14 protein-coding genes and 1 pseudogene are annotated in these 16,068 nt (G+C 55.6%); 13 read left to right on the top strand and 2 right to left on the bottom strand.

The window, feature by feature from the left end; translation table 11 throughout:
* The first annotated feature begins 246 nt into the window (after window positions 1–246).
* From tal to HCH49_RS13070, 3 genes are all read left to right on the top strand, one after another.
* Window positions 247–1,200: a transaldolase gene (tal, locus tag HCH49_RS13080; RefSeq protein WP_023310342.1), complete on the top strand. Its 954-nt coding sequence runs from the start codon at window positions 247–249 to the stop codon at window positions 1,198–1,200.
* A 110-nt stretch (window positions 1,201–1,310) separates the two neighbouring features.
* Window positions 1,311–1,898, top strand: coding sequence for a molybdopterin adenylyltransferase (mog, locus tag HCH49_RS13075; protein ID WP_023310343.1), 588 nt, complete (start codon window positions 1,311–1,313; stop codon window positions 1,896–1,898).
* A gap of 122 nt (window positions 1,899–2,020) precedes the next feature.
* The gene (locus HCH49_RS13070) at window positions 2,021–3,343 is read left to right on the top strand and encodes an MFS transporter (RefSeq protein WP_221702788.1); all 1,323 of its coding nucleotides are present in this window, start codon (window positions 2,021–2,023) and stop codon (window positions 3,341–3,343) included.
* Here HCH49_RS13070 and satP read toward each other — a convergent pair.
* Window positions 3,320–3,886 (bottom strand): acetate uptake transporter, encoded by a 567-nt coding sequence (gene satP, locus HCH49_RS13065; protein WP_008502042.1) that lies wholly within the window; start codon window positions 3,884–3,886, stop codon window positions 3,320–3,322. The genes HCH49_RS13070 and satP overlap by 24 nt on opposite strands.
* Window positions 3,887–4,182: 296 nt before the next feature.
* On the opposite strand from satP, the gene dnaK reads away from it, so the two are divergent.
* The 4 genes from dnaK (at window position 4,183) to nhaR (ending at window position 9,635) form a co-directional block, all read left to right on the top strand.
* Window positions 4,183–6,096: a molecular chaperone DnaK gene (gene dnaK, locus HCH49_RS13060; RefSeq protein ID WP_023310346.1), complete on the top strand. Its 1,914-nt coding sequence runs from the start codon at window positions 4,183–4,185 to the stop codon at window positions 6,094–6,096.
* Between the two features lie 87 nt (window positions 6,097–6,183).
* A complete protein-coding gene (gene dnaJ / locus HCH49_RS13055) occupies window positions 6,184–7,329 on the top strand; it encodes a molecular chaperone DnaJ (RefSeq protein WP_023310347.1) in 1,146 nt (381 codons plus the stop codon).
* 172 nt (window positions 7,330–7,501) lie between these two features.
* Window positions 7,502–8,677, top strand: coding sequence for a Na+/H+ antiporter NhaA (nhaA, locus tag HCH49_RS13050; RefSeq protein WP_039260856.1), 1,176 nt, complete (start codon window positions 7,502–7,504; stop codon window positions 8,675–8,677).
* A gap of 58 nt (window positions 8,678–8,735) precedes the next feature.
* Window positions 8,736–9,635, top strand: coding sequence for a transcriptional activator NhaR (gene nhaR, locus HCH49_RS13045; RefSeq protein WP_032660752.1), 900 nt, complete (start codon window positions 8,736–8,738; stop codon window positions 9,633–9,635).
* 57 nt (window positions 9,636–9,692) lie between these two features.
* Here nhaR and rpsT read toward each other — a convergent pair whose 3' ends face one another.
* Window positions 9,693–9,956: a 30S ribosomal protein S20 gene (rpsT, locus tag HCH49_RS13040; RefSeq protein ID WP_003856458.1), complete on the bottom strand. Its 264-nt coding sequence runs from the start codon at window positions 9,954–9,956 to the stop codon at window positions 9,693–9,695.
* Between the two features lie 101 nt (window positions 9,957–10,057).
* Between rpsT and HCH49_RS22235 the strand changes: the two are divergent.
* From HCH49_RS22235 to ispH, 6 genes and pseudogenes are all read left to right on the top strand, one after another.
* A pseudogene (locus tag HCH49_RS22235) lies at window positions 10,058–10,276 on the top strand (DUF2575 domain-containing protein).
* A 7-nt stretch (window positions 10,277–10,283) separates the two neighbouring features.
* Entirely contained in the window at window positions 10,284–11,210 is a 927-nt protein-coding gene (gene ribF / locus HCH49_RS13035) for a bifunctional riboflavin kinase/FAD synthetase (RefSeq protein ID WP_023310350.1), read from the top strand.
* 45 nt (window positions 11,211–11,255) lie between these two features.
* Window positions 11,256–14,072: an isoleucine--tRNA ligase gene (ileS, locus tag HCH49_RS13030; protein ID WP_063439487.1), complete on the top strand. Its 2,817-nt coding sequence runs from the start codon at window positions 11,256–11,258 to the stop codon at window positions 14,070–14,072.
* The gene (gene lspA, locus HCH49_RS13025; protein WP_033144602.1) at window positions 14,072–14,572 is read left to right on the top strand and encodes a signal peptidase II; all 501 of its coding nucleotides are present in this window, start codon (window positions 14,072–14,074) and stop codon (window positions 14,570–14,572) included. Before ileS ends, lspA begins: the two co-directional genes overlap by 1 nt.
* Before the next feature lie 52 nt (window positions 14,573–14,624).
* Window positions 14,625–15,074, top strand: a complete 450-nt coding sequence (fkpB, locus tag HCH49_RS13020; RefSeq protein ID WP_003856450.1) for an FKBP-type peptidyl-prolyl cis-trans isomerase — start codon at window positions 14,625–14,627, stop codon at window positions 15,072–15,074.
* 1 nt (window position 15,075) lies between these two features.
* Complete coding sequence (gene ispH, locus HCH49_RS13015; protein WP_069303652.1) at window positions 15,076–16,026, top strand: 4-hydroxy-3-methylbut-2-enyl diphosphate reductase; 951 nt, start codon at window positions 15,076–15,078, stop codon at window positions 16,024–16,026.
* Window positions 16,027–16,068: the final 42 nt, after the last annotated feature.

Raw genomic sequence — 16,068 nt, 5'->3', positions numbered from 1 at the left:
GATGCCAAAGTGAATATGTAAGCGCTACCACTGATTGGGCATGCTGTTGCTTAGCAGCCTGTTAATCTTCCGAGTTTACCATACTCTGCCTAAGCGCACTGTCTGCGGTTGCGCTACCCCTCCGTCGTGTTATCATCAGGGCAGACCGGTTACATCCCCCTAACAAGTAAACCTGTCATTTTTCCGCTGCAGACATGCTGTCGGTAGCGTGAATTATCCAGGGCACGTTAAAAGAGAAACACTATCATGACGGATAAATTGACCTCCCTTCGTCAGTTCACCACTGTCGTAGCTGACACCGGAGATATCGCGGCAATGAAGCTGTACCAGCCGCAGGATGCCACAACTAACCCTTCTCTGATCCTTAACGCCGCACAGATCCCTGAGTATCGCAAACTGATTGACGACGCAGTGACCTGGGCGAAAGCACAGAGCAACGACCGCGCGCAGCAGGTTGTGGATGCCACCGACAAACTGGCAGTGAACATCGGTCTGGAAATCCTGAAGCTGGTTCCTGGCCGTATCTCTACCGAAGTGGATGCACGTCTCTCCTACGACACCGAAGCGTCTATCGCCAAAGCGAAACGCCTGATCAAAATGTACAACGACGCTGGCATCAGCAACGACCGTATCCTGATCAAACTGGCTTCTACCTGGCAGGGTATCCGCGCGGCAGAGCAGCTGGAAAAAGACGGTATCAACTGTAACCTGACCCTGCTGTTCTCCTTCGCGCAGGCGCGCGCATGTGCAGAAGCAGGCGTATACCTGATTTCTCCGTTCGTGGGCCGTATTCTGGACTGGTACAAAGCCAACACCGATAAGAAAGAGTACGCGCCGGCTGAAGATCCAGGCGTGGTTTCTGTTACTGAAATCTACGAATACTACAAACAGCACGGCTATGAGACTGTAGTTATGGGCGCAAGCTTCCGTAACGTCGGTGAAATCATCGAGCTGGCTGGCTGTGACCGCCTGACCATCGCCCCTGCGCTGCTGAAAGAGCTGGCAGAAAGCGAAGGTACCATCGAGCGTAAGCTGTCTTACACCGGTGAAGTGAAAGCACGCCCAGAGCGCATCACTGAATCCGAGTTCCTGTGGCAGCACAACCAGGATCCAATGGCTGTAGACAAGCTGGCGGACGGTATCCGTAAGTTTGCTGTTGACCAGGGCAAACTGGAAAAAATGATCGGCGACCTGCTGTAATCATTCTGCGTGACCGGGCTCCCGGTCACGCGACTTCTTTCGTACCCTGTCTCAATCTACTCTCTGCGTGTATCATTCCCTTTAATCAGTACTTTTTGAATGGAATGGATATGAATACCTTACGCATCGGCTTAGTGTCGATTTCTGACCGCGCCTCCAGCGGCGTTTACCAGGATAAAGGCATCCCCGCTTTGGAAGAGTGGCTTGGCAGCGCGCTGACCACCCCCTTTGACATTCAGACCCGCCTGATCCCTGACGAACAGCCGATCATCGAGCAGACGCTCTGCGAGCTGGTGGATGAGATGAGCTGCCATCTTGTTCTGACGACGGGCGGAACCGGCCCCGCGCGCCGCGACGTGACGCCGGACGCAACGCTGGCGATCGCCGATCGTGAAATGCCGGGCTTCGGCGAACAGATGCGCCAGATCAGTCTACACTTTGTCCCGACGGCTATTCTTTCCCGTCAGGTGGGCGTAATCCGCAAACAGGCATTGATTCTGAACCTGCCGGGCCAGCCGAAGTCGATCAAAGAGACGCTGGAAGGGCTGAAAGCAGAAGACGGTAGCGTCCTCGTTCACGGCATCTTTGCAAGTGTACCGTATTGTATACAGCTCCTTGACGGCCCCTATGTGGAAACTGATGAGAAAGTGGTAGCAGCTTTTCGTCCGAAAAACGCACGTCGCGAAACAATCTCCTGAAATTAACCAATATGTGACATTAGCTGAAGCGGCGATAGCGTGGTAAAGCTTTTACGGTATAGTAATTTTTTCTTTACGATTGCTGTAAAAATAAATCCACAACACACGCATAATGGTTCGCTATGTCACATAACACCCGACCTCTGAATCGACAGGACTACAAAACCCTCACGCTCGCGGCCTTAGGCGGCGCGCTGGAGTTTTACGACTTTATCATCTTCGTCTTCTTCGCCGCCGTGGTGGGAGAACTCTTCTTCCCGGCGGATATCCCGGAATGGCTGCGCCAGGTGCAAACCTTCGGCATTTTTGCCGCCGGGTATCTGGCGCGTCCGCTGGGCGGCATTATCATGGCCCACTTTGGCGATCTGGTCGGGCGCAAGAAGATGTTTACCCTTAGCATCCTGCTGATGGCCGTGCCGACGTTGGCCATTGGTCTGCTGCCCACCTATGCCTCGATGGGCATTCTCGCTCCGTTGCTGCTGTTGCTGATGCGCGTTCTTCAGGGCGCGGCGATTGGCGGTGAAGTGCCGGGCGCATGGGTTTTTGTCGCGGAGCATGTTCCGGCGCGCCGCATTGGAATCGCCTGCGGAACCTTAACCGCGGGGTTAACGGTAGGGATTTTGCTCGGTTCCGTCGTCGCGACAATTGTCAACACCAGCATGACGCAGCAGGCCGTGCACGACTGGGGCTGGCGTATTCCGTTCCTGCTGGGCGGCGCGTTTGGTCTGGTCGCGATGTACCTGCGCCGCTGGCTGCAGGAGACGCCGATTTTCCTCGAGATGCAGCAGCGCAAAGCGCTGGCGCAGGAGCTGCCGGTGAAGGCGGTCGTGGTACGTCATAAAAAAGCGGTGGTGGTGTCGATGCTGCTCACCTGGCTGCTTTCGGCGGGCATTGTGGTGGTGATATTGATGTCCCCGGTGTGGCTGCAAAAGCAGTACGGTTTCGCCCCTGCCGTGACGTTACAGGCGAACAGTATCGCGACAATCATGCTCTGCTTTGGCTGTCTGGCCGCCGGGCTGGCGGCAGATCGTTTCGGCGCCAGCGTTACCTTTATCGTCGGCAGCCTGTTACTGGCCGCATCAAGCTGGGCGTTTTACCATCTGGCAGGCAGCCATCCTGAACAGCTGTTCCTGCTGTACGGCGTGGTGGGGCTGTGCGTGGGCGTAGTGGGTGCTGTGCCTTACGTCATGGTGCGAGCTTTCCCGCCGGAAGTACGCTTCACCGGGATCTCATTTTCCTACAACGTGTCGTATGCCATTTTCGGCGGGCTGACGCCGATTGCGGTGACGGTGCTGATGGGTGTTTCGCCGATGGCGCCAGCCTGGTATGTGCTCGCGCTCTCGCTGATGGGGCTGGTATTAGGAATTTGGCTGGGGCAGATGAGGGGATGTCGTGCCCGCGAAGCGGACACGACAGAGGGATCAGTGTTTTTCACCAATCGGTAGAACGGTGCGGTCAAACTGCTCGTTCAGCACTTCACCCATTGCGAGGTAGATAGCGCTTGCGCCGCAAACCAGACCAATCCAGCCTGCAACATGAACGATGCCTTCGTTATCCACCAGGTGACCGATCGCCAGCAGGGCGAACAGCACGGTCAGGCTCAGGAAAACGAACTGCAGCATGCGGTTACCTTTCAGGGTACCGAAGAACATGAACAGGGTGAAGACGCCCCACAGGCCCAGGTAAACGCCCAGGAAGTGGGCGTTTGCCGCGTCTGCCATGCCCATTTTAGGCAGCAGCAGAATGGCAACCAGGGTCAGCCAGAAAGAACCGTAAGAGGTGAAGGCGGTTAAGCCGAAGGTATTGCCTTTCTTATATTCCAGCAGGCCCGCGAAGATTTGCGCGATACCGCCGTAAAAAATGCCCATCGCCAGGATGATGCCATCCATCGGGAACATCCCGATATTGTGCAGGTTCAGCAGGATAGTGGTCATGCCAAAACCCATCAGGCCCAGCGGAGCCGGATTAGCCAACTTAGTGTTGCCCATAAGTCCTCAAAAAAATCATCATTAATATGGTGAAATGGTTAAACCCGCGTCAGTTCTCCCTGACTGGGCGCGGCATCATAATGGGCGCAATCGGTGGCGTCTATGATCTCATCAGGGTGAAATTAAAATTTTTTTTATGCTTGCCCCTTGATGGATGCCGTCGCGACCCCATCTTGTAGTCAACCGCAGTGTGTGGACCTGAAAAAAATCAAATCTGGGCAGTTGAAAAAGCACGTTCTGCCCTTATTACAGGTACACAACCACATGTTGACTGAATTTTTAGTGGAGACGTTTAGATGGGTAAAATTATTGGTATCGACCTGGGTACTACCAACTCTTGTGTAGCGATTATGGATGGCACTACTGCACGCGTGCTGGAGAACGCCGAGGGCGATCGCACCACGCCTTCTATCATTGCTTATACCCAGGATGGTGAAACTCTGGTTGGTCAGCCGGCTAAACGTCAGGCAGTGACAAACCCGCAAAACACCCTGTTTGCGATTAAACGCCTGATCGGCCGCCGCTTCCAGGACGAAGAAGTTCAGCGTGACGTTTCCATCATGCCTTACAAAATCATCGCGGCAGATAACGGCGATGCATGGCTTGATGTGAAAGGCACCAAAACTGCACCACCGCAGATTTCTGCTGAAGTGCTGAAAAAAATGAAGAAAACCGCTGAAGATTATCTGGGTGAACCGGTAACTGAAGCTGTTATTACCGTTCCTGCGTACTTCAACGATGCTCAGCGTCAGGCAACCAAAGATGCTGGCCGTATCGCAGGTCTGGAAGTAAAACGTATCATCAACGAACCAACCGCTGCTGCCCTGGCTTACGGTCTGGATAAAGAAGTTGGCAACCGTACTATCGCGGTTTACGACCTGGGTGGTGGTACCTTCGATATCTCTATTATCGAAATCGACGAAGTTGACGGTGAAAAAACCTTCGAAGTTCTGGCAACCAACGGTGATACCCACCTGGGTGGTGAAGACTTCGATACCCGTCTGATCAACTACCTCGTTGACGAGTTCAAGAAAGATCAGGGCATTGACCTGCGTAACGACCCGCTGGCCATGCAGCGCCTGAAAGAAGCCGCTGAGAAAGCGAAGATCGAACTTTCTTCCGCTCAGCAGACCGACGTGAACTTGCCGTACATCACTGCAGACGCGACCGGTCCTAAACACATGAACATCAAAGTGACCCGTGCGAAACTGGAAAGCCTGGTAGAAGACCTGGTGAACCGTTCAATCGAGCCGCTGAAAGTTGCTCTGCAGGACGCTGGCCTGTCCGTATCCGATATCCAGGACGTTATCCTGGTCGGTGGTCAGACCCGTATGCCAATGGTTCAGAAGAAAGTGGCTGAGTTCTTTGGTAAAGAGCCACGTAAAGACGTTAACCCGGACGAAGCGGTCGCAATCGGTGCTGCGGTTCAGGGTGGCGTACTGACCGGTGAAGTTAAAGACGTACTGCTGCTGGACGTTACCCCGCTGTCTCTGGGTATCGAAACCATGGGCGGTGTGATGACTGCGCTCATCAACAAAAACACCACCATCCCAACGAAACACAGCCAGGTGTTCTCTACCGCTGAAGACAACCAGTCTGCGGTAACCATCCATGTGATTCAGGGTGAGCGTAAGCGTGCGGCGGATAACAAATCTCTGGGTCAGTTCAACCTGGACGGTATTAACCCGGCACCGCGCGGCATGCCGCAGATCGAAGTCACCTTCGACATCGATGCTGACGGTATCCTGCACGTGTCTGCGAAAGACAAAAACAGCGGTAAAGAACAGAAGATCACCATCAAGGCATCTTCTGGCCTGAACGAAGCGGAAATCGAAAAAATGGTTCGCGATGCCGAAGCTAACGCGGAATCCGACCGTAAGTTCGAAGAGCTGGTTCAGACCCGTAACCAGGGTGACCATCTGCTGCACAGCACCCGTAAGCAGGTTGAAGAAGCAGGCGATAAACTGCCAGCGGAAGACAAGACTGCTATCGAAGCTGCACTGAGCGCGCTGGAATCCTCACTGAAAGGTGAAGATAAAGCGGACATCGAAGCGAAGATGCAGGAACTGGCGCAGGCTTCTCAGAAGCTGATGGAAATCGCTCAGCAGCAGCACGCTCAACAGCAGGCGGGCGCTGACGCTTCGGCGAACAACGCGAAAGACGACGACGTTGTCGACGCTGAGTTCGAAGAAGTTAAAGATAAAAAATAATCGCCCTGATGCAGGGTAATTAATCGGCACGGGCGTAGGAGAATTCTCCACGCCCGTGCTCGCATGTTAAGGGGCTTAAAAAAACCAATGGCAAAGCAAGACTATTACGAGATTTTAGGCGTTCCGAAAACTGCGGAAGAGCGTGAAATCAAAAAGGCGTATAAGCGCCTGGCCATGAAATTCCACCCGGACCGTAACCAGGGTGACAAAGAGGCTGAAGCCAAATTTAAAGAGATCAAAGAAGCCTACGAAGTCCTGACCGATGCACAAAAACGTGCGGCCTATGACCAGTACGGTCATGCAGCCTTTGAACAGGGCGGCATGGGCGGCGGTGGATTCGGCGGCGGCGGCTTTGGCGGCGGCGCTGACTTCAGCGATATCTTTGGCGATGTATTTGGCGACATCTTCGGCGGCGGCCGTGGTCGTCAGCGCGCGGCGCGCGGCGCGGACCTGCGCTACAACATGGAGCTGACGCTGGAAGAGGCCGTTCGCGGCGTAACCAAAGAGATCCGTATCCCGACGCTGGAAGAGTGTGACGTTTGCCACGGCAGCGGCGCGAAAGCGGGCACACAGCCTCAGACCTGTCCAACCTGTCACGGCTCTGGTCAGGTACAGATGCGTCAGGGCTTCTTCGCGGTACAGCAGGCCTGTCCTCACTGTCACGGTCGCGGCACGCTGATTAAAGATCCATGCACCAAATGCCACGGGCACGGTCGCGTTGAGAAAACCAAAACTCTGTCCGTTAAGATCCCGGCTGGCGTCGATACGGGCGACCGCATCCGTCTGGCCGGTGAGGGCGAAGCAGGCGAGCACGGCGCACCGGCAGGCGATCTGTACGTTCAGGTCCAGGTGAAACAGCACGCCATCTTCGAGCGTGAAGGTAATAACCTGTACTGCGAAGTGCCGATCAACTTCGCGATGGCGGCACTCGGTGGCGAAATCGAAGTGCCAACGCTGGACGGTCGCGTGAACCTGAAAGTGCCTGGCGAAACCCAGACCGGTAAGCTGTTCCGCATGCGCGGGAAAGGCGTTAAATCCGTTCGCGGTGGCGCCCAGGGCGACCTGCTGTGCCGCGTCGTCGTGGAAACGCCGGTTGGCCTGAACGACAAGCAGAAACAGCTGCTGAAAGAACTGCAGGAGAGCTTTGGCGGTCCGACGGGTGAGAAAAACAGCCCGCGTTCCAAAAGCTTCTTCGATGGCGTCAAAAAATTCTTCGATGATTTGACTCGCTAATTCGTTAGCTGGTTTTCATCTTCTCAAAGCCCGGAAGCGATTCCGGGCTTTTTTATTTGCGCGTATAGCTCGGTTAAACTGAGTCTAAACTCAACATTAATCTGTTTTTGCCGATCTATTTGGCTTGGTATTATGGTTTTATCGAGGTATTGTTGTAAAAGAGAGAACGTAAATGAAATTACTACACCGTTTCTTTAGCAGTGAGGCGTCCGGTGGCGTGATCCTGATTATTGCCGCAGCGGCCGCGATGGTGCTGGCTAACCTTGGCATCACGCAGGATCTCTACCATGCATTTCTGGAAACGCCCGTTGAGCTGAAGGTCGGGGCGCTGGAAATTAACAAGAACATGCTGCTGTGGATCAACGATGCGCTAATGGCGGTGTTCTTCCTGCTGGTGGGTCTTGAGGTTAAGCGTGAGCTGGTTCTGGGCTCGCTTGCCAGCCGCCAGCGCGCGGCGTTTCCTGTGATAGCAGCCATCGGCGGAATGGTTGTTCCGGCGTTGCTCTTCCTGGCGTTCACCTGGCAGGATCCTGTTGCGCGTGACGGCTGGGCGATCCCGGCCGCGACGGATATCGCCTTTGCGCTCGGTGTCTTAGCCTTGCTCGGTAGCCGCGTGCCGGTAGCCCTGAAAATCTTCCTGATGGCGCTGGCGATCATCGATGACCTGGGCGCCATTGTGATTATCGCGCTGTTCTACACCAGCGATCTGTCGATCCTGTCCCTGAGCGTCGCCGCCGGGGCGATTGCGGTGCTGGCGCTGCTGAATATCTTCAATGTTCGCCGCATCGGTATCTATATCCTGGTGGGGATGGTGCTGTGGACGGCGGTACTGAAATCCGGCGTGCACGCCACGCTGGCAGGCGTGATTGTGGGCTTCTTCGTGCCGCTTAAACCGCAGGACGGCAAGTCGCCTGCCAAACAGCTGGAGCATGTGCTGCACCCTTGGGTTGCCTTTATGATCCTGCCGCTGTTTGCGTTTGCCAACGCGGGCGTTTCCCTCGGCGGCGTGACGCTGGACGGGCTGACGTCCGTGCTGCCGCTGGGCATTATTGCCGGGCTGTTTATCGGTAAGCCGCTGGGCATTAGCCTCTTCTGCTGGCTGGCGACGAAGCTGAAGCTGGCGTCATTGCCGCATGGCACCACGTTTTCGCAAATTATGGCCGTCGGCGTGCTGTGTGGAATCGGGTTTACGATGTCGATCTTTATTTCGACACTGGCGTTTGGTACGCATGCGCCTGAGCTTATCGTCTGGGCTAAACTCGGCATTCTCATCGGGTCATTACTGGCCGCGGTAATCGGTTATACCTTGTTGAAGGTGAAGTTGTCCGGACAGGCCGTCCAGGCATAACGGAACACCGGGAGGAGGCGATCCTTCTCCCGATACACACTCAGGGAGAGAAGACGCGATGTCTCATTTAAATTACAACCATCTGTACTACTTCTGGCACGTCTATAAACAGGGCTCGGTGGTGGGGGCGGCAGAGGCGCTCTACCTGACGCCGCAAACCATCACCGGGCAAATCAAGGCCCTGGAAGAGCGTCTGCAGGGGAAGCTGTTCAAGCGTAAGGGGCGTGGGATTGAACCCAGCGAACTGGGTGAACTGGTGTTCCGCTATGCGGACAAAATGTTCACCCTGAGCCAGGAGATGCTGGATATCGTCAACTACCGCAAAGAGTCGAACCTGCTCTTTGACGTTGGCGTGGCGGATGCGCTGTCCAAGCGGCTGGTGAGCGGCGTGCTGGATGCGGCGGTAGTTGAAGACGAGCAAATTCACCTGCGCTGCTTTGAATCCACCCACGAGATGCTGCTGGAACAGCTGAGCCAGCACAAGCTGGATATGATTATCTCGGACTGCCCGATTGACTCCACCCAGCAGGAAGGGCTGTTCTCGGTGAAGATTGGCGAATGTGGCGTGAGCTTCTGGTGTATCAACCCGCCGCCGGAGAAACCCTTCCCGGCCTGCCTGGAAGAGCGTCGCCTGCTGGTGCCTGGGCGACGCTCAATGCTCGGACGCAAGCTGCTGAACTGGTTTAATTCGCAGGGGCTGAAGGTAGAAATCCTCGGTGAGTTCGACGATGCGGCGCTGATGAAAGCCTTTGGCGAAGCGCATAATGCGATCTTCGTTGCGCCGACGCTGTACGCGCACGATCTCTATTCAGACGACAAGATTACGGAGATAGGCAGAGTGGATAACGTGATGGAGGAGTATCACGCCATATTTGCCGAAAGAATGATTCAGCACCCGGCGGTGCAGCGAATCTGCAACCGTGACTACTCGGCGCTGTTTACGCCACCGGCAATCTGAAGGCATAAAAAAACCCGCGTTAAGCGGGTTCTTTAAACAAGCAACAACAAGTAGCGATTAAGCCAGTTTGTTGATCTGCGCGGTCAGGTTTGCTTTATGACGCGCTGCTTTGTTTTTGTGGATCAGACCTTTAGCAGCCTGACGATCCACGATTGGTTGCATTTCGTTAAATGCGTTCTGCGCTGCAGCTTTGTCGCCTGCTTCGATTGCTGCGTATACTTTCTTGATGAAAGTACGCATCATAGAGCGACGGCTTGCGTTGTGCTTACGAGCCTTTTCAGACTGAACGGCACGTTTCTTAGCTGATTTGATATTAGCCAAGTCCAACTCCCAAATATGTTCTATGTGGACAATTCAAAGGCCGAGGAATATGCCCTCTTTGCCTTCTTTTGTCAATGGATTTGTGCAAATAAGCGCCGTTAATTAGCGACGCTACGTTACGTAGTGATGGCGCAGGATTCTACCAGCTTGTCTTCCCTGAATACAGCCTTTCGGCATAAAAATCGCAGTTCACGAGCAGATTTTTTCGCTGCGAAAGGTCAGCCTGATGAAATCATTACGGCTTTCTGTTTTGCGCGAACAATCGCCGGTTAACCTTAACCGCTGTACAAGGTATACTTTGGCGATTTTCACTGTTTTGAGCCAGACATGAAGCTGATACGCGGCATACATAATCTCAGCAGCGCGCCACACGGGTGCGTGCTGACTATTGGTAATTTCGACGGCGTGCATCGTGGTCATCAGGCGCTGTTGCAGGGATTGCGGAAAGAAGGGGAGGCCCGTGGCCTGCCCGTTGTAGTGATGATTTTCGAGCCGCAGCCGCTGGAATTGTTTGCGGGCGATAAATCTCCCGCCCGACTCACTCGCCTGCGCGAGAAATTGCGCTATCTGGCGGAGTCCGGCGTGGACTATGTATTGTGTTTACGTTTCGATCGTCGCTTTGCCGCGCTGACAGCACAAAATTTCGTCAGCGACCTGCTGGTTAAGCGTCTTGGCGTACAGTTTCTCGCCGTGGGTGATGATTTCCGCTTTGGCGCTGGTCGTCAGGGCGATTTCTTGCTATTACAGAAGGCTGGTCTGGAGTATGGATTTGACGTCACCAGCGCGATGACCTTCTGCGAAGGCGGCGTGCGCGTCAGCAGCACGGCGGTGCGTCAGGCGCTGGCTAATGATGACCTGGACACGGCAGAAACCCTGCTGGGCCATCCGTTCACCATCTCTGGCCGCGTGGTCCATGGCGATGCGCTGGGCCGCACGATAGGCTTCCCGACGGCGAATATACCGCTGCGTCGTCAGGTTTCCCCGGTTAAAGGGGTGTATGCGGTGGAAGTGGCAGGACTGGGCGATAAGCCGTTCTACGGCGTCGCCAACATTGGCACGCGTCCGACCGTCGCCGGTGTGCGTCAACAGTTAGAAGTGCACCTGCTGGACGTTGTAATGGACCTCTATGGTCGCCATATAGATGTGATACTGCGTAAAAAAATACGCAACGAGCAGCGATTTGGTTCGCTGGATGAACTAAAAGCGCAAATTGCGCGAGATGAATTGACGGCCCGCGAGTTTTTTGGGCTTTGAACCCGGCTTAACTGCCTACGTGATAAATACGGAACCGAGAATCTGATGAGTGACTATAAATCAACCCTGAATTTGCCGGAAACAGGGTTCCCGATGCGCGGCGATCTCGCCAAGCGCGAACCGGGAATGCTGGCGCGTTGGACCGATGATGACCTGTACGGCATCATTCGTGCAGCCAAAAAAGGCAAAAAAACCTTCATTCTGCATGATGGCCCTCCATATGCGAATGGCAGCATTCATATTGGTCACTCGGTTAACAAGATTCTGAAAGACATTATCGTGAAGTCAAAAGGCCTCACGGGATATGACTCGCCTTACGTTCCGGGCTGGGACTGCCACGGTCTGCCAATCGAGCTGAAAGTGGAGCAAGAGTTCGGCAAGCCGGGTGAGAAGTTCACCGCCGCCGAGTTCCGTGCGAAGTGCCGCGAATACGCAGCCACGCAGGTTGACGGTCAGCGCGCTGACTTCATCCGTCTGGGCGTGCTGGGCGACTGGTCGCACCCGTACCTGACCATGGACTTCAAAACTGAAGCCAACATCATCCGTGCGCTGGGTAAAATCATCGGTAACGGCCACCTGCACAAAGGCGCTAAGCCGGTGCACTGGTGCGTGGACTGCCGCTCTGCGCTGGCAGAAGCGGAAGTTGAATATTACGACAAAACCTCTCCGTCTATCGACGTGGCGTTCAACGCTGTCGATCAGGATGCGGTGAAGGCTAAATTTGGCGTCTCCTCGGTAAACGGCCCGATCTCTCTGGTGATCTGGACCACCACCCCGTGGACCCTGCCGGCGAACCGTGCGATCTCCCTGTCCGGTGAGTTCGAATACGCGCTGGTTCAGATTGACGGTCAGGCGGTTATCCTGGCGAAAGATCTGGTTGAGAGCGTGCTGAAGCGCGCGCATATCACCGACTACACCGTGCTGGGCACCGTGAAAGGCGACGCGCTGGAGCTGATGCGCTTCAAACACCCGTTCCTGGACTTCGACGTTCCGGCGATCCTGGGCGACCACGTGACGCTGGAAGCGGGTACCGGTGCGGTGCATACCGCCGGTGGCCATGGTCCTGACGACTACAACATCAGCCTGAAGTACGGTCTGGAAATCGCTAACCCGGTTGGCCCGGACGGATCTTACCTGCCAGGCACCTATCCGGCGCTAGACGGTATCAACGTCTTCAAGGCGAACGACATCATCGTCGACATGCTGCGCACCAGCGGCGCGCTGCTGCACGTTGAAAAAATGCAGCACAGCTATCCGTGCTGCTGGCGTCACAAAACCCCGATCATCTTCCGTGCGACCCCGCAGTGGTTCGTCAGCATGGATCAGAAAGGCCTGCGCGAGCAGTCTCTGAAAGAGATCAAAGGCGTGCAGTGGATCCCTGACTGGGGCCAGGCGCGTATCGAATCCATGGTGGCTAACCGTCCTGACTGGTGTATCTCCCGTCAGCGTACCTGGGGAGTGCCGATGTCTCTGTTCGTACATAAAGAGACGCAGGAGCTGCACCCGAACACCCTGGAACTGATGGAAGAAGTGGCGAAGCGCGTCGAAGTTGACGGCATTCAGGCGTGGTGGGATCTCGACTCCCGCGACATCCTGGGCGCTGACGCAGACAACTACGAGAAAGTGCCGGATACCCTGGACGTGTGGTTCGACTCCGGGTCTACCCACTCCTCCGTGGTTGACGTGCGTCCGGAATTTGCCGGTCACGCTGCCGATATGTATCTGGAAGGGTCTGACCAACACCGCGGCTGGTTCATGTCATCTCTGATGATCTCCACCGCCATGAAGGGTAAAGCGCCTTACCGTCAGGTACTGACTCACGGCTTCACCGTGGATGGTCAGGGCCGTAAGATGTCCAAATCTATCGGTAACACCGTTTCTCCGCAGGATGTGATGAACAAGCTGGGCGCAGACATTCTGCGTCTGTGGGTGGCCTCTACCGATTACACCGGCGAAATGGCGGTGTCTGACGAGATCCTGAAGCGTGCTGCCGACAGCTATCGTCGTATCCGTAACACCGCGCGCTTCCTGCTGGCGAACCTGAACGGGTTCGATCCGGCAAAAGACATGGTGAAACCGGAAGAGATGGTGGTGCTGGACCGCTGGGCGGTAGGCTGCGCGAAAGCGGCGCAGGAAGATATCCTGAAAGCCTATGAGTCTTACGACTTCCACGAAGTGGTGCAGCGCCTGATGCGCTTCTGCTCCATCGAGATGGGCTCGTTCTACCTCGACATCATCAAAGACCGCCAGTACACCGCGAAAGCGGACAGCGTGGCGCGTCGTAGCTGCCAGACCGCGCTGTTCCACATCGCAGAAGCGCTGGTGCGCTGGATGGCGCCGATCATGTCCTTCACCGCGGATGAAATCTGGGGCTACCTGCCGGGCGACCGTGAGAAGTATGTGTTCACGGGCGAGTGGTACGAAGGTCTGTTCGATCTCTCCAGCACCGAAGCGATGAACGATGCCTTCTGGGACGAGCTGCTCAAAGTGCGTGGCGAAGTGAACAAGGTTATCGAGCAGGCGCGCGCGGACAAGAAAGTCGGCGGCTCTCTGGAAGCGGCAGTTACGCTGTATGCCGAACCGGAGCTGGCGGCGAAGCTGACGGCGCTGGGCGATGAATTACGATTTGTCCTGTTGACCTCCGGTGCGAAAGTTGCGGATTATGCCGATGCTTCTGCTGATGCTCAGCAGAGCGAGCTGCTCAAAGGACTGAAAGTCGCGCTGAGCAAAGCCGACGGTGAGAAATGCCCGCGTTGCTGGCATTACACCACCGATGTTGGCCAGGTGGCGGAACACGCAGACATCTGCGGACGCTGTGTAAGCAACGTCGCCGGTGACGGCGAAAAACGTAAGTTTGCCTGATGAGTAAAACTCTCTGTTCAACAGGACTGCGCTGGCTGTGGCTGGTTGTGGTGGTGCTGATTATCGATCTGGGCAGCAAGTTCCTGATCCTCCAGAATTTTGCTCTGGGGGAGACGGTTCCGCTGTTCCCGTCGCTTAACCTGCACTACGCGCGTAACTACGGCGCAGCGTTTAGTTTCCTTGCCGACAGCGGTGGCTGGCAGCGCTGGTTCTTTGCGGGTATCGCTCTCGGTATCTGCGTGATCCTCGCGGTGCTGATGTACCGCTCGAAGGCCACGCAAAAGCTGAATAACATTGCCTACGCGCTGATCATTGGCGGCGCGCTGGGCAACCTGTTTGACCGCCTGTGGCACGGCTTTGTGGTTGATATGATCGACTTCTACGTCGGCGACTGGCACTTCGCGACCTTTAACCTGGCCGATACGGCAATTTGTATCGGTGCGGCGTTAATCGTGCTGGAAGGCTTCTTGCCTAAACCGGCCGCGAAAGAGCAGGCGTAACACACTCGCCCGGTGGCGTAATGCTACCGGGCAAAACAAGCGAGCAATTTGCATGTCTAAATCCGTACAGAGCAACAGCGCGGTTCTCGTTCACTTCACGCTGAAGCTGGATGACGGCTCCACGGCCGAATCCACCCGCAATAACGGCAAACCGGCCCTGTTTCGTCTTGGCGATACCTCCCTGTCTGAAGGTCTTGAGCAGCAGCTTCTGGGCCTGAAAGAGGGTGAGAAAAAAGCCTTTTCGCTGGAGCCGGATGCCGCGTTTGGCGTGCCGAGTCCGGACCTGATCCAGTATTTCTCGCGCCGCGAGTTTATGGACGCGGGTGAACCGGAGATCGGAGCGATTATGCTCTTTACCGCTATGGACGGCAGCGAAATGCCTGGCGTGATCCGCGAGATCAACGGCGACTCTATTACCGTTGACTTCAACCATCCGCTTGCCGGGCGTACCGTTCATTTTGATGTTGAAGTGCTGGAAATCGATCCTGCACTGGAGGCCTGAAATGCAGATCCTGTTGGCTAACCCGCGCGGCTTCTGCGCCGGTGTAGACCGCGCTATCAGCATTGTTGAAAACGCGCTGGAGATTTACGGCGCGCCGATTTATGTACGTCACGAAGTGGTGCACAACCGCTACGTGGTCGACAGCCTGCGCGAGCGCGGCGCCATCTTCATTGAGCAGATCAGCGAAGTGCCGGACGGTGCGATCCTGATCTTCTCCGCGCACGGCGTCTCTCAGGCGGTACGTAACGAAGCGAAAAGCCGCGATCTGACCGTATTCGATGCCACCTGTCCGCTGGTGACAAAAGTGCATATGGAAGTGGCTCGCGCCAGCCGTCGTGGTGAAGAGTCGATTCTGATTGGCCATGCCGGTCATCCGGAAGTCGAAGGCACCATGGGCCAGTACAGTAACCCGGAAGGGGGCATGTATCTGGTTGAGTCGCCTGAAGATGTCTTTACGCTGAACGTGAAAAATGAAGCCCGTCTGTCGTTTATGACCCAGACGACGCTCTCCGTAGACGATACTTCAGACGTGATTGACGCGCTGCGTCAGCGCTTCCCGAAAATCGTTGGCCCGCGTAAGGATGATATCTGCTACGCGACCACTAACCGTCAGGAAGCGGTGCGCGCACTGGCTGAAAAGGCGGATGTGGTGCTGGTAGTCGGCTCCAAAAACTCGTCTAACTCAAACCGTCTGGCCGAACTGGCGCAACGCATGGGGAAAGCGGCTTTCCTGATTGATGATGCGTCGGATATTCAGGAGGCGTGGGTTAAGCACGCGGGCTGTGTCGGCGTGACGGCCGGGGCGTCTGCGCCAGATATTCTGGTACAGAACGTCATTTCTCGTCTGCAGGAACTGGGCGGTGGCGAAGCGGTGCCGCTGGAAGGACGTGAAGAAAACATCGTTTTTGAAGTCCCGAAAGAACTGCGCATCGACGCCCGCGAAGTCGAATAGACCTTTTTCTGATGAAAGGCCAGCACCTCCTGTGCTGGCCTT

It is taken from the genome of Enterobacter sp. Y17 (genome assembly GCF_019730495.1).
Classification (GTDB): domain Bacteria; phylum Pseudomonadota; class Gammaproteobacteria; order Enterobacterales; family Enterobacteriaceae; genus Enterobacter; species Enterobacter asburiae_B.
This window is presented reverse-complemented; position numbering and strand designations above follow the sequence as displayed.